The following is a 13,632-nucleotide window of genomic DNA, read 5'->3' on the forward strand; positions in this document are numbered from 1 at the left end:
TCACCGCGCTCGCAGCAGGGTGATGGCCCCCGCCGTGTCCTCGCCGCCGTGGGTGGCCGGGTCCGCGGCCAGCCGGCGGCGCAGCAGGTCCACGTACGGGGCGACCAGCTCGGTGCTGACGCCCTGCTCCTCGGCGGTGCGGAGCATGGTGCCGCTGCCCGCGACCTGCATCGCCAGGTTGGACACCACCCCCGAGGTGAAGTCCCGCGAGGTCAGCCGTTCGGCGGCGTTGCCGACGAAGAACCCCATCGCGCCGAGCCACTCGGACAGCAGCGGAGCCAGGTCCTTCGGGGCGATGTCCTCACCCTCGGTCAGCGCGTAGGCCTGCGAGATGCCGGCGAACATCCCCCACATCGCGCTGAGCAGCGCCACGTCGTGCAGCGCGGCGTGACCGGGGTCCTCGCCGACGAAGCGGGCCCCTGCCGGGACCTCCAGCGCCGACCGGTGGGCGTCGAAGAGCGCCCGCGAGCCGCTGTAGAAGACGTACCCGCCGGCCTCGGGGACGCCGATCATCGTGGGCGTGGCCATGATCCCGCCGTCGACGAACCGGGCCCCGCGCGCCTCGGCCCAGGCGGCCCGGGCGCGTCCCTCGGCGGGGGTGCCGGTGGTGAGGTTGACCAGGTCCTTGCCGGTCAGGTCGACGCCGTCCAGGGCAGTGCCGACGGTGGGGTCGTCCAGCAGGCAGACCACCACCAGCGCGTTCGCGGCGACCGCCTCGGCGGGGCTCGCGGCGACGACGGCCCCTTCGGCGGCCAGCGCCTCGGCCTTGGCGGCGGTGCGGTTCCAGACGGTGAGGGGGTGCCCGGCGGCGAGCCAGGTGCGGGCGAGGGCCGTGCCCATGTCGCCCAGTCCGAGCAGGGTGAGCGGGTTTCGCGGTGTGTTGTCGGTCATGGCGTTTAGCCTGGTGGCAGGCCGCGAGGCACTCAAGTACGCACTTCGGAGTGGGTGGTTACCCCGAAGTGAGCGAGCAGGTGGGGAGGGGCGTCCGATGGCGCTGACACGCAGGCCCGGTGCGGATCACTGCGGGATCGCGGCGGCGATGTCCGTGATCGACGGCAAGTGGAAGGTGTCGATCCTGTGGGAGCTGAACCAGTGCCCGCGGCGTTTCGGCGAGCTGCGCCGGCTGGTGCCGGGGGTGTCCGAGAAGGTGCTGGCCGCGCAGTTGCGCGAGCTGGAGGCCGACGGCACGGTCCACCGCGAGGTCCATGACGAGGTCCCGCCGCGCGTCGAGTACTCCCTGACCCCGCTCGGCCAGGACCTGAACGCGGCCCTGGAACCCCTCGGCGCGTGGGGGGCCAAGAACCTCCTGGACGACACCGCCTGAGCGACGGTCAGGCGGCGGGCACCTCCACCGTCACCACGCCGGGCGTACGGTCGTCCGCCGCGGCGAGCAGTGCGCCGCCGGGCGCCCACACGGCCGCGCCCCCGCAGCCCGTCCACGGACCCGCCGGGCCGACGTGGTTGGCGAGGACCACGTAGAGGCCCTGCTCCCGGGCGATCCCCAGGTGGACGGCGGCGCGCTCGTGGACCCCCTCGCCCGTCCCGTACAGCGAGCTCGCGAGGTGGACCCGGCAGCCGTCCGCCGCGCCCCGGGCGGGCAGGTCGGGGAAGTGGTTGTCGTAGCAGACGCCCAGGGAGAAGCGGATCCCGCCGAGTTCGAAGCGCCCGTCGCGGTCCCCGGGCCGGAACACGTCCTGCTCGTGCCGGTAGAGGTGCTGCTTCACGTACGTGGTCACGTGCGTCCCGTCCGCGTCGTGGACCAGCGTCGCGATGGCGGGCCGCCCGTCGCCGGCCGGCAGGGCGACGTTGACGGCGGTGGCGATGCCGGCGGAGCGCAGCGGATCCAGCCGGGGGTCGTCGGCGGGAGTCATGAGCCCGGGGTCGGCGGCCAGCGCGTCCAGCTCGTAGCCGGTGAGCGCGAGCTCGGGGAACACCACGAGTCCGGCGCCCCGTTCGCGGGCCCGGACGGCGAGGGCGGCGGCCTGCGCGGCGTTGGCTTCGACATCGGCGGGTACGCAGGTCAGCTGCGCTGCGGCGATCTTCATCCAGATCACCCTAGGCCGAGCTCCGCCGGCCCCCGCAGCAGGGTCAGGAAGGAGCGGAACGCGGCCGGCATGTCCACCGACTCGGGGGCCAGCAGCCACTGGTACTGGAGGCCGTCCATGACCGCGGTCAGGAGCGGGGCCGCCTGTTCCGGGGTGAGGCCCGAGGGCAGGCGCTCGCCGAACTCGGCGCGCAGGACCGCCGCCATCTCGCCGCGCACCTGCGCGTAGCGCTCGGTGAAGAACTCCCGCGCGGGGTGTCCTTCGGTGACGCTCTCGCCCAGCAGCGCCGAGAAGGTCTGCACGATGCCCGGGCGCATGGCGTTGTACTCCACCAGGGAGGCCAGCAGGTCCAGGCGCCAGGTGTCCGCCGAGGCGCGCGAGCCGCCGCCCGTGTCCCAGCGGTCGCGCTCCTCCAGCACCGCGACCAGCAGGGCCTCCTTGGTCGGGAAGTAGTGCAGCAGCCCCTGCTGGGTCAGGCCCACGCGCTCGGCGACCGCGCCCAGGGAGGCGCCCCGGTAGCCGCGCTCCGCGATCACCTCCAGGGCCGCGCGGACGATCTCCGCACGGCGTTCCTCACTCCTCGCCCTGACCATCGCCCCGGCGCCCCTTCCGTTCACAGCTGCCAGCAGGACCGTACGCCACTCGAATATCACGAATAGATGACGAACCCTACCGCTCACCAGGGAACGGGTCCAGGATGGGGGCGCCCCACCGCACCGCACCCTCATCGCCATCCCCACCGCACCCGCACCCCACGAGGAGGCACGGCCGTGACCGATGCCGATCAGGCCCGCGAGAACGCCGTCGAGACGGCGCTGGGCAAGCTGGATCTCGATACCAAGGCCCGGCTGCTGGCCGGCCAGGACATGTGGTCCCTGCCCGCCGTTCCCGGGATCGGGCTGGAGTCCCTGGTCATGTCGGACGGCCCCATCGGGGTCCGCGGCGTGCGCTGGACCGCCGACGACCCGTCCATCGCCCTGCCCTCCCCGACGGCGCTCGCCGCCGCCTGGGACCCCGTCCTCGCCCGCCGGGCCGGCCGGCTCCTGGCCCAGGAGGCCCGCCGCAAGGGCGTCCACGTCCTCCTCGCCCCCACCGTCAACCTGCACCGCTCCCCGCTGGGCGGCCGGCACTTCGAGTGCTACTCCGAGGATCCCTACCTCACCGGCGCCATCGGCAGTGGCTACGTCAACGGCGTCCAGGACGGCGGAGTCGGCACCACCGTCAAGCACTTCGTCGGCAACGACGCCGAGACGGAACGTTTCACCGCGGACTGCGTCATCGCCCCGCGCCCGCTGCGCGAGGTGTACCTGGCGCCCTTCGAGGCCATCGTCGCGAACGCCCACCCCTGGGGCGTCATGACCGCCTACAACCAGGTCAACGGCACGACCATGACCGAGCACCAGTACCTGGTGAACGAGGTCCTGCGCGGCGAATGGGGCTTCGACGGCTTCAACGTGTCCGACTGGATGGCCGCCCGCTCCACCACCGGCGACATCCTGGGCGGCCTCGACGTGGCCATGCCCGGGCCGCAGACCGTCTACGGGCCCGCGCTCGCCGAGGCCGTCCGCGCCGGCGAGGTCCCGGAGTCCGCCGTCGACGCGGCCGTGCGCAACGTCCTGCGCCTCGCCGCCCGCGTCGGCGCCTTGGAGGGCGCCCCCGCCGTGGTCGACGCGCCCCCCGCCCCGATCGACGGCCAGGCGCTGGCGCGCGAGCTCGCCGCCCGCGGCTTCGTCCTCGTCCGCAACGAGGGCGGCGCCCTGCCGCTCGACGCCGGCGACGGCCGCACCGTCGCCCTCATCGGCGCCGCCGCCCGCGACGCCCGCGTCCTCGGCGGCGGCTCCGCCACCGTCTTCCCCGAACGGGTCGTCTCCCCCCTCGACGGCCTCGCCGCGGCCCTCCCGGCCGGCGCGCTCACCTTCGCCGTCGGCGCCGACCCCTCCGACGAGCTCGTCCCCGCCGGCCAGGGCTTCGAGCTGCGCGCCGTCTGCCGCGACGCCTCCGGCGCCGTCCTCGGCGAGGGCGGCCTGCCGACGGGCCAGGTCCAGTGGATCGGGGACGACCTGCCCGCGGGCGTCACGTACGCGACCATGGCGAGCATCGAGGTCCGCGGTACCTTCCTGCCGCGCGAGAGCGGCGAACACGCCTTCGGCACCCGGGGGCTCGGTGCCTTCACCCTCGCGGTCGGCGGGCGGACCCTCTGGGAGGGCGTCCAGGAGATGGGCGACGAGGCCGACCTCTTCGAGGCCTTCTTCGGCGCCCCCAGCGAGCGCGCCCGCGTCACGCTCACCGAGGGGGAGCCCGTGGAGGTGTCCCTGACCTACCAGGTCCCCGACGTGTCCGCGCTGCCGCTCAAGGCCGTCATGTTCGCGCTGCTCCACCTCGGCCCGCGGCGCGACGCCGACGAGCTGATCGCCGAGGCCGTGGCGGCCGCCCGCGCCGCGGACACCGCCGTCGTGGTCGTCGCCACCACCGAGCGCGTGGAGTCCGAGGGCTTCGACCGCCGCGACCTCACCCTGCCGGGCCGCCAGGACGAGCTGGTGCGCGCCGTGGCCGCCGTCAACCCGAACACCGTGGTCGTCGTCAACGCCGGGTCCCCGGTGGAACTCCCCTGGCGCGAGGAGGTCGCCGCGGTGCTGCTGACCTGGTTCCCCGGGCAGGAGGGCGGGGCCGCGCTGGCCGACGTACTCCTCGGGGACACCGAGCCGGGCGGTCGGCTGCCCACGACCTGGCCCGCGCGGTTCACCGACGCGCCGGTCACCGACGTCGTGCCGGCCGAGGGGCGGCTGGAGTACCGCGAGGGCCTCTTCATCGGCTACCGGGCGTACGAGAGGCACGCCGTCGTCCCCGCCTTCCCCTTCGGGCACGGCCTCGGCTACACCGACTGGACGTACGAGTCCCTGGAGGCCACCCCCGACGGGGTGCGGGTCCGCGTGACCAACACCGGCTCCCGCCCCGGCCGCGAGGTCGTCCAGGTCTACCTGGCGCCCGTGGCCGACAGCGTGGAGCGCCCGGCGAGCTGGCTGGCGGCCTTCGCGGGCGTCGAGGCGGGCCCCGGCGAGAGCGTCGAGACTGAGATCCCCCTGCCCGCGCGGGCCTTCGAGATCTGGGACGAGGAGGCCCGCGGCTGGCGGCGGATCGCCGGCTCCTACGAGGTCCGCGCGAGCCGTTCGCACGGTGACGCGCGCCTCACGGCCGCGCTGGAGATCGCGTAACACACCGTAACCACCGCAATGGCCGGAAATCACCCCTGAAAGCCGGTCCGGGGGCGAGCCCTGACACTCGCCCCCGGACCTTGGAAACGCGTCGGCGTCAACGCGGCGGTTCGGCGGACGTCACCTGGCGGTGCGCGAGTTCCGCCAGCCGCGCCTGTCCGTCCTTGCCCGGATGGAACCAGTCCCAGCGGCTCAACTGATCCGCCGCGAAGGGGTACTGGAACACCGCGCCGCCGTCGTAGCGGCACAGCGGGTCCTTCGCGCAGACCTCGCGCAGCGCCTCGTTGTACTCGACCACCCGCGCCCGCACCTGCTCGCGGCGGGCCGTCGCCCCCGAGGCCGCCGACAGCGGGTCGGCGAGCATCGACTGACAGATGCCCAGCTTCCAGACCTGCCGGACCATCGGGCTGTCCTTGCCCTGCTCCCACAGCCGCTGGAGGTCCGGAACGCTGGAGACGTACACCTGGGAGGAGGGGGAGGCGGCCCGCAGGTCCGCCAGGGCCTTCTCGAATCCGGCCCGGAAATCCGCGACCGGAGTCATCGACGAAACCGTGGGCCGGCAGGCGTCGTTGGAGCCCACCATGACCGTGACCAGGTCGGGCTTGTGCGCGGCGGCCGCGGCCAGCTGCCCCGGCAGGTCCGCCATCCGCGAGCCGGTCACCGCGTAGTTCCAGCTGCGGGCGGGCGCCTCGACGTCCCCCAGGAGCCGCGCGGCGAGGGAGCGGACCGCGGGGTCGTTCCCGGTGGCCCAGGAGGCCTCGGGGCAGTCGGCCAGCACCGAACAGGCGTCGAAGCCGCGGGTGATGGAGTCGCCCACGGCCGCGATCGAGGCGGGCGCGGTGTTCCACCGCGGCGCTCCCCGGGCCCCCCGTTCGTCCGGCGTCCCCGACCCGCCCGAGCCGCACCCGGTGACCGCAGCGGCCAGCAGCACGACCGCCGTGCCCGCGCCCGCGAGGGTCCGGCGCACGCGGGGGCGCGGAGCGGTGGTGCGCATCGGAAGGACGCCTCCTTGTCGCCCCCACTTCCTTCGGGGGGTCCTGGTGAGTGAAAGCTCTGTGATGACGGGCTTCTGGGCGACCGTACGTCACACCAGGACCCCTGGCGCACGGTAGCTTTTTCCCGTGGCGTTTCGGCCGCAGGTCCCGTAGCGCAATGTCAAATAATTTCCGTTACATTACATCACGTCACATACTGTCCGTTTTCTGGAGTTTATTCCCGACCTCGTCCCACACTGGAGGTCCCGGTGACGACACGTGGAGTTCTGTACGTGCATTCCGCACCGCGCGCGCTCTGCCCGCACGTGGAATGGGCTGTTGCGGGCGTGCTCGGGGTGCGGGTGAACCTCGACTGGATCAGACAACCCGCCTCCCCGGGCACCTGGAGAGCCGAGTTCTCCTGGCAGGCCGAAGCGGGCACCGCCTCGAAGCTCGCCTCCGCCCTGCGCGGCTGGCACCTGCTGCGCTTCGAGGTGACCGCGGAACCCTGTCCGACCGCCGAGGGCGAGCGCTACAGCTCCACCCCGCAGCTCGGCATCTTCCACGCCGTCACCGGCATCCACGGCGACATCCTGATCCCCGAGGACCGGCTGCGCGCCGCCCTCGCCCGGTCGGCGGGCGGCGAGACCGACCTGGAGGCGGAGATCGCCAAGCTGCTCGGCAAGCCCTGGGACGACGAACTGGAGCCCTTCCGTTACGCGGGCGAGGGCGCCCCGGTCCGCTGGCTCCACCAGGTGGTCTGAACCCCCGCCCCACGCAGAAGGCCCACCCGGAATCACCCGGGTGGGCCTTCTGCCGTGTTCAGACGACGAACACCGCAACCATCAATTGGCGCACTAGACAGTACGGAACGCGAGGGTCACGTTGTGACCGCCGAAGCCGAAGGAGTTGTTGATCGCGGAGATCGGGCCGTCGGCCGGCAGCTTGCGCGGCTCGTCGCGCACGATGTCCGCGTCGATGTCCTCGTCCAGCTCGTCGCAGTTGATCGTCGGCGGGGCCAGCCGGTGGTAGAGCGCCAGCACGGTCGCGACGGTCTCGATACCGCCCGCGCCGCCCAGCAGGTGACCGGTCATCGACTTCGTCGCGGAGATCGCGATGTGGTCGAGGTCGTCGCCCAGCACCTTGCGCAGGGCCTTCAGCTCGGCCGTGTCACCCTGCGGGGTGGAGGTGGCGTGCGCGTTCACGTGGACCAGCTCGGCCGGGTCGAGACCCGTGTTGTCGAGCAGGTTCTGCACCGCGGCCGCGACACCGCGGCCGGTCGGCTCCGGCTGCGCGATGTGGTGGCTGTCCGCGGACAGACCCTGGCCCAGCACCTCGCAGTAGACCCGGGCGCCGCGCGCGGCGGCGTGCTCGGCGGACTCCAGGACGACGACGCCCGCGCCCTCGCCCAGTACGAAGCCGTCACGGGCCTTGTCGTAGGGGCGCGAGGCCTGCTCGGGGTTCTCGTTGTTCTTCGACATCGCCATCATGTTGGCGAACGCGGCGATCGGCAGCGGGTGGATCGCCGCCTCGGTGCCGCCCGCGATGACCACGTCGGCGCGGCCGGTACGGATCATCTCGACGGCGTAGCCGATGGCCTCGGCCCCGGAGGCGCAGGCGCTGACCGGAGTGTGCACGCCCGCGCGGGCGTTGACCTCCAGGCCGACGTTGGCCGACGGGCCGTTGGGCATGAGCATGGGGACGGTGTGCGGGGAGACCCGGCGCACACCCTTTTCCTTCAGTACGTCGTACTGGTCGAGCAGGGTGGTGACGCCGCCGATACCGGAGGCGATCACGGTGCCCAGGCGCTCGGGGACGACCGCCCCGTCCTCGTCGGCCGGGCCGGTGTAGCCGGCGTCGGCCCAGGCCTCACGGGCCGCGACGACGGCGAACTGCGCCGAGCGGTCGAGCTTGCGGGTCAGCGGGCGGGGCAGGACCTCGCTCGGTTCCACGGCGACCCGGGCGGCGATACGGACCGGGAGTTCGGCGAAGCGCTCGCCCTCCAGGGGCTTAACGCCGGAACGTCCGGCCAGCAGACCTTCCCAGGTCGAAGCGCTGTCGCCACCCAGCGGAGTGGTTGCGCCGATACCGGTGACGACCACGGTGCGATTGGTCGGGCTCACAGGAATTCTTTCTCCACGTCTCAAGGGTGCTGAATTGTCACGGCGCCACCGCCAGGTGGCGACAAACGCTCGTCAGGCTCAGGCCTGGTGCTTCAGGATGTAGCTCGCGGCGTCGCCGACGGTCTTGAGGTTCTTGACGTCCTCGTCCGGGATCTTGACGTCGAAGCGCTCTTCGGCGGCGACGACGACCTCGACCATGGACAGGGAGTCGACGTCCAGGTCGTCCGTGAAGGACTTGTCGATCTCGACGTCCTCGACGGGGATGCCGGCGATCTCGTTGACGATCTCGGCGAGACCGGCGACGATCTCTTCCTGCGTGGCGGCCATGTGGCGCTCCTTCTGTGGATAACTGGGTACATCAGACCGGGATGTGGATCCCGGCCCTAGGGGAGGGTAACGACCGTCGCGGCGTAGACGAGTCCCGCCCCGAAGCCGATGACGAGCGCGGTGTCGCCGCTCTTCGCTGCTCCGGTCGCCAGGAGCCGCTCCATAGCGAGCGGGATCGAGGCGGCCGAGGTGTTGCCGGTGGTCTCCACGTCACGGGCGACCGTCACGTGCTCCGGCAGCTTGAGAGTCTTCACCATCGAGTCGATGATCCGCATGTTTGCCTGGTGCGGGATGAAGACGTCCAGGTCGTCCGCGGTGATCCCGGCGGCGTCGAGCGCCTGCTGGGCCACCTTGGCCATCTCGAAGACGGCCCAGCGGAAGACCGCCTGACCCTCCTGCGTGATGGCCGGGAACTTCTCGCCACCATCCCTGCCGAGGTACTCGTCCCACGGCACGGTCTGCTTGATGGTGTCCGACTTGTCACCCTCCGAACCCCACACCGTGGGGCCGATGGCCGGCTCGTCCGAGGGGCCGACGACCACGGCGCCGGCACCGTCACCGAACAGGAAGGCCGTCGCGCGGTCCTCCAGGTCGGTCAGGTCCGAGAGCCGCTCCACGCCGATGACGAGCACGTACTGCGCCGAGCCCTCGACGACCATGCCCTTGGCCAGGGTCAGACCGTAGCCGAAACCGGCACAGCCCGCGGAGATGTCGAAGGCGGCGGGCTTGGCCGCGCCGATCCGGTGGGCGATCTCGGTCGCGACGGCGGGGGTCTGCTTGAAGTGCGAGACCGTCGAGACGATCACGGCACCGATCTGCTCCGGGGAGACACCGGCATCGGCCAGCGCCTTGCCCGAGGCCTCCACCGACATCGCGGCGACGGTCTCCTCGGGCGACGCCCAGTGCCGGGTCGCGATGCCGGAGCGGGAGCGGATCCACTCGTCGGACGAGTCGATGGTCTCGAGGATGACCTCGTTGGGCACCACGCGGACCGGGCGGTAGCCGCCGACACCGAGGATGCGGGCGTACGGGGAGCCCTTGGCAGGCTTGATCTTCGACATGCTGTGTGGGCTCCTTCTCTCAGGCCGTCAGTTCGGCGACGAGCGCCGCGGCCTTGTCGAGATCGTCCGGGGTCTTCAGGGCCACGCTCGGTACGCCCTTCAGCGCGCGCTTGGCCAGACCCGTCAGGGTGCCACCGGGGCACAGCTCGATGATCCCCGTGACGCCCAGCTCGGCGAACGTCTCCATGCACAGGTCCCAGCGGACCGGGTTCGCGACCTGGCCGACCAGGCGGGCGACGACGTCGGCACCCGTGGCGACGACGAGGCCGTCCTTGTTCGAGACGTACTTGAGCGCCGGGTCGGCCGGGGAGAGGGCCTCGGCGGCCTTCTCCAGTGTGGCGACCGCCGGGGCCATGTGGTGCGTGTGGAAGGCGCCCGCGACCTTGAGGGCGACGACCTTCATGGAACCTTCGGGCTTCTCGGCTTCCAGGGCGGCGATCTGCTCCATGGTGCCGGCGGCCACGATCTGACCCGCGCCGTTGATGTTGGCCGCGGTCAGGCCCAGCTTCTCCAGGTGGGCGACGACCACGTCGCGGTCACCGCCCAGGACCGCGGCCATGCCGGTCTCGGTGACGGCGGCGGCCTCGGCCATGCCCAGACCGCGGGTCCGGACGAACGACAGTGCTTCGGCCTCGGACAGGACGCCGGCGTAGGCGGCGGCGGTGATCTCGCCGACGCTGTGGCCCGCGACGGCCCCGAAGACCGTGGAGGAACCCAGTGCCGAGGCGGAGAGCAGGCCCGCGGCGACGAGCAGCGGCTGCGCCACCGCCGTGTCACGGATCTGGTCGGCCTCGGCGTTCGTGCCGTAGTGGGCAAGGTCCAGCTCGATGGCGTCCGACCACGCGGCGACGCGGTCAGCGGCACCGGGCAGGTCGAGCCAGGGAGTCAGGAAGCCGGGCGTCTGAGCGCCTTGGCCGGGAGCGACGAGTACGAGCACCCTCACACTCTCTCTTGTGGATGGTCCCTGCCGCCCGTGGGGACAGGGACGAAGAACCGTCGGGGTAATTGTTGATGTCCGACAAAAGTCTAGGACTGAGGATCTCCGTCGGCCAGACGCCCCAGGATCAGGGCGATCCGCAGCGTGAATGCCGAGCGGACATCAGAAGGAGACCATCCCGTGACGTCGGTCACACGTCGCAGCCGGTAGCGCACCGTGTTGGGGTGAACGAAAAGCATCCGAGCGGCCCCTTCCAGACTGCTCGCCTGCTCCAGATAGACGCTCAGGGTCTCCAGCAGCGCCGAACCCGCCTCTTCCAGCGGTCTGTAGATCTCCTCCACCAGTTGTTCCCTGGCTGCGGGATCCGAGGCGATGGCCCGTTCCGGCAGGAGATCGTCCGCCAGGACCGGCCGTGGAGCATCCTGCCAGGCCGTGCAGGCCTTCAGCCCGGCGGCCGCGGCCTGCGCCGACTTCGTCGCGTTGAGCAGGTCCGACACCACCGGGCCCGCCACCACGGGACCGGCGGCGAACGGCCCGATCAGGGACTTGGCCACCTGCATCGGGTTGTCGCTGCCGCCCGCGATGACGACCAGACGGTCCCCCAGGACACCGGTGAGGACCTGGAGTTTGTGGTGGCGGGCGGCGCGCCGGATCGCCTCCACCGTCAGCTCGCTGTCCCCCTCCGGCGCGGTGCCCAGCACCACGCACACGTGCTCCGGGGAGTTCCAGCCGAGCGCCGCCGCACGGGACAGCGCGCCCTCGTCGGCCTCGCCTGACAGCACCGCGTTGACGACCAGGGACTCCAGCCGGGCGTCCCACGCGCCGCGCGCCTCGGCGGCCTGCGCGTACACCTGGGCGGTCGCGAAGGCGATCTCGCGGGCGTACACGAGCAGTGCCTCGCGCAGGATCGACTCGTCGCCCGGGGCCGCGACCTCCTCGATCGCGGTCTCCATGACCTCGATGGTCGTGCGGACCATCTCGACGGTCTGGCGCAGGGTGATCGCCCGGGTCAGCTCGCGCGGGGCCGTCCCGAAGACGTCGGTGGAGATCGCCTGCGGGGTCTCCGGGTGCCGGAACCACTCCGTGAACGCGGCGATGCCGGCCTGGGCGACCAGGCCGATCCAGGACCGGTTCTCGGGTGGCATCGCCCGGTACCACGGCAGGGTCTCGTCCATCCGCGCGATCGCGTTGGCTGCGAGCCGGCCGGAGGACTTCTCCAGCCGGCGCAGCGTCGCGGCGTGCGGATGGGCCGGAGCGGGATGCGCGGCGTGTGTGGCGGGCGAATGCTCACGTTCGGGTTGGGGCACGGGACAAGACTGCCTTATCGGGAACGCTGTGCGGAGTCCGGTCCCGTTCCCGTCTCACGCCCGGGGGCTACGGTGGCCCCCATGATTGATGTACGCCGAGCCGCCGACCGGTACGAGGGCGGGGACCTGCCCGCCGGCATCACCACCCGGCACGCCTTCTCCTTCGGGTCCTTCTACGACCCGGACAATCTGCGCTTCGGTCCCGTCCTGGCCTGCAACGAGGAGTCGCTCGCCGTGGGCGCCGGCTTCGACGAGCACCCGCACAGCCACACCGAGATCGTCACCTGGGTGATCGAGGGCGAGCTCACCCACCAGGACAGCACTGGGGAGAAGGGCCTCGTCCGGCCCGGGGACGTACAGCGGCTCAGCGCCGGATCCGGGGCGCGGCACGTGGAGCGCAACGACGGCCAGGTGCCGCTGCGCTTCGTGCAGATGTGGCTCGCGCCGCTCACCGCGGGCGGCGAGCCCTCGTACGAGGTGGTCACGGGCCTCGCCGACGGCGCGCCCTACGAGATCCCCGGGGCCGGCGCAGTCCTGCGCGTGCGGCGGCCGGGCGCGGGCGAGCGGGTCGCCGTACCGGCGGCGGAGCGCGTGTACCTGCACGTGGTGCGCGGGGACCTGCGCCTGGACGGGGCGGAGCTGGGCCCCGGGGATTCGGTACGGATCACCGACGAGCGGGACCTGGAGATCACCGCCGGATCCCCGGGGGAGCTGCTGATCTGGGAGCTGCCCCGCTAGGCCGTCTCTTCCGGATCTTGCCGGGCTCAGCGCGAGCGCAGCTCCGCCAGGACCGCGTCCGTGAACGGGGTCCAGGCCTCGACCGCCCACGGGCCGAAGGCGCGGTCCGTCAGCGCCACGCACGCGGCGCGCGCGTCCGGGTCCACCCACAGGAAGGTGCCGGCCTGGCCGAAGTGCCCGAAGGTGCGGGGCGAGGAGGTGGTGCCCGTCCAGTGCGGGGACTTGCCGTCGCGGATCTCCATGCCGAGCCCCCAGTCGTTGGGGGACTGGTGTCCGTAACCCGGCAGGACGCCCTTGAGCCCGGGGTGGACGACGGAGGTGGCCTCCGCGACCGTGCGGACGTCCAGCAGCCGGGGCGCCTGCAGTTCGGCGGCGAAGCGCAGCAGGTCGCGGACGGTGGAGACGCCGTCCTTGGCGGGCGAGCCCTCCAGGGTGGTCGAGGTCATGCCCAGCGGCTCGAAGAGCGCCTGGTGCAGGTACTCCGGGAAGGGGATCCCGGTGGCCTTGGAGATGTGGTCGCCGAGCACCTCGAAGCCGGCGTTCGAGTACAGCCGGCGCTGCCCGGGCGGGGCGCTCACCCGGTGCTCGTCGAAGGCCAGGCCGCTGGTGTGCGCGAGCAGGTGACGGACCGTCGACCCCTCGGGCCCGGCCGGCTCGTCCAGCTCGATCGCCCCCTCCTCGTACGCGACGAGGGCGGCGTACGCGGCGAGCGGCTTGGTGACCGAGGCGAGGGCGAAGCGGTGGTCGACGGGCCCGTGGGAACCGGCCTGGCTCCCGTCGGCGCGTACGACGGCCGCCGCGGCCGTGTCCACCGGCCAGGTCTCGATGATCCGCAGGCTTTCCAGGGTCTGAGCGCTCTCCATGGCGCCGAGCCTACTTGCTTGGAGTGCACTCCAGGGTTTTAGCGT

The 13,632-nt window shown here is 72.3% G+C and carries 14 protein-coding genes; 4 read left to right on the top strand and 10 right to left on the bottom strand.

The annotated features are described in order from the left end of the window. Positions 1-891, bottom strand: a complete 891-nt coding sequence (locus tag AC07DU_RS24710; RefSeq protein ID WP_479113622.1) for an imine reductase family protein — start codon at positions 889-891, stop codon at positions 1-3. 97 nt (positions 892-988) lie between these two features. On the opposite strand from AC07DU_RS24710, the gene AC07DU_RS24715 reads away from it, so the two are divergent. After that, positions 989-1,324 carry a winged helix-turn-helix transcriptional regulator gene (locus tag AC07DU_RS24715; RefSeq protein WP_453373255.1) on the top strand — a complete coding sequence of 112 codons (336 nt, stop codon included), beginning with the start codon at positions 989-991 and terminating at the stop codon, positions 1,322-1,324. Positions 1,325-1,331: 7 nt separating this feature from the next. Here the strand turns inward: AC07DU_RS24715 and AC07DU_RS24720 are convergent, their stop codons facing one another. After that, a complete protein-coding gene (locus AC07DU_RS24720) occupies positions 1,332-2,045 on the bottom strand; it encodes a carbon-nitrogen hydrolase family protein (protein WP_479113624.1) in 714 nt (237 codons plus the stop codon). A 5-nt stretch (positions 2,046-2,050) separates the two neighbouring features. Then, positions 2,051-2,638: a TetR/AcrR family transcriptional regulator gene (locus tag AC07DU_RS24725; RefSeq protein ID WP_360899263.1), complete on the bottom strand. Its 588-nt coding sequence runs from the start codon at positions 2,636-2,638 to the stop codon at positions 2,051-2,053. 177 nt (positions 2,639-2,815) lie between these two features. Between AC07DU_RS24725 and AC07DU_RS24730 the strand changes: the two genes are divergently transcribed. Next, a complete protein-coding gene (locus tag AC07DU_RS24730; protein WP_479113627.1) occupies positions 2,816-5,257 on the top strand; it encodes a beta-glucosidase in 2,442 nt (813 codons plus the stop codon). A 97-nt stretch (positions 5,258-5,354) separates the two neighbouring features. Here the strand turns inward: AC07DU_RS24730 and AC07DU_RS24735 are convergent, their stop codons facing one another. Continuing rightward, the gene (locus tag AC07DU_RS24735; RefSeq protein WP_479034612.1) at positions 5,355-6,251 is read right to left on the bottom strand and encodes an SGNH/GDSL hydrolase family protein; all 897 of its coding nucleotides are present in this window, start codon (positions 6,249-6,251) and stop codon (positions 5,355-5,357) included. Positions 6,252-6,500: 249 nt separating this feature from the next. Here AC07DU_RS24735 and AC07DU_RS24740 point away from each other — a divergent pair, with 249 nt between their 5' ends. Beyond that, positions 6,501-6,995 (top strand): DUF3145 domain-containing protein, encoded by a 495-nt coding sequence (locus tag AC07DU_RS24740; RefSeq protein ID WP_360899166.1) that lies wholly within the window; start codon positions 6,501-6,503, stop codon positions 6,993-6,995. A 93-nt stretch (positions 6,996-7,088) separates the two neighbouring features. Here the strand turns inward: AC07DU_RS24740 and fabF are convergent, their stop codons facing one another. From fabF to AC07DU_RS24765, 5 genes are all read right to left on the bottom strand, one after another. Next, positions 7,089-8,354 (bottom strand): beta-ketoacyl-ACP synthase II, encoded by a 1,266-nt coding sequence (gene fabF / locus AC07DU_RS24745; RefSeq protein ID WP_360899163.1) that lies wholly within the window; start codon positions 8,352-8,354, stop codon positions 7,089-7,091. Positions 8,355-8,432: 78 nt separating this feature from the next. Then, the gene (locus AC07DU_RS24750; RefSeq protein WP_360899160.1) at positions 8,433-8,681 is read right to left on the bottom strand and encodes an acyl carrier protein; all 249 of its coding nucleotides are present in this window, start codon (positions 8,679-8,681) and stop codon (positions 8,433-8,435) included. 56 nt (positions 8,682-8,737) lie between these two features. Then, entirely contained in the window at positions 8,738-9,742 is a 1,005-nt protein-coding gene (locus AC07DU_RS24755) for a ketoacyl-ACP synthase III (protein WP_360899157.1), read from the bottom strand. A gap of 19 nt (positions 9,743-9,761) precedes the next feature. Beyond that, complete coding sequence (locus AC07DU_RS24760) at positions 9,762-10,679, bottom strand: ACP S-malonyltransferase (protein ID WP_479113630.1); 918 nt, start codon at positions 10,677-10,679, stop codon at positions 9,762-9,764. An 89-nt stretch (positions 10,680-10,768) separates the two neighbouring features. Next, a complete protein-coding gene (locus tag AC07DU_RS24765; RefSeq protein ID WP_360899151.1) occupies positions 10,769-11,986 on the bottom strand; it encodes a PucR family transcriptional regulator in 1,218 nt (405 codons plus the stop codon). An 81-nt stretch (positions 11,987-12,067) separates the two neighbouring features. Here AC07DU_RS24765 and AC07DU_RS24770 point away from each other — a divergent pair, with 81 nt between their 5' ends. Further along, the gene (locus AC07DU_RS24770; protein ID WP_360899148.1) at positions 12,068-12,724 is read left to right on the top strand and encodes a pirin family protein; all 657 of its coding nucleotides are present in this window, start codon (positions 12,068-12,070) and stop codon (positions 12,722-12,724) included. 26 nt (positions 12,725-12,750) lie between these two features. On the opposite strand, the gene AC07DU_RS24775 is transcribed toward AC07DU_RS24770, so the two are convergent. Further along, positions 12,751-13,569 carry a serine hydrolase domain-containing protein gene (locus AC07DU_RS24775; RefSeq protein ID WP_453373267.1) on the bottom strand — a complete coding sequence of 273 codons (819 nt, stop codon included), beginning with the start codon at positions 13,567-13,569 and terminating at the stop codon, positions 12,751-12,753. Between the last annotated feature and the right edge of the window lie 63 nt (positions 13,570-13,632).

The sequence above is a fragment of the Streptomyces sp. NPDC045695 genome, from assembly GCF_056432025.1.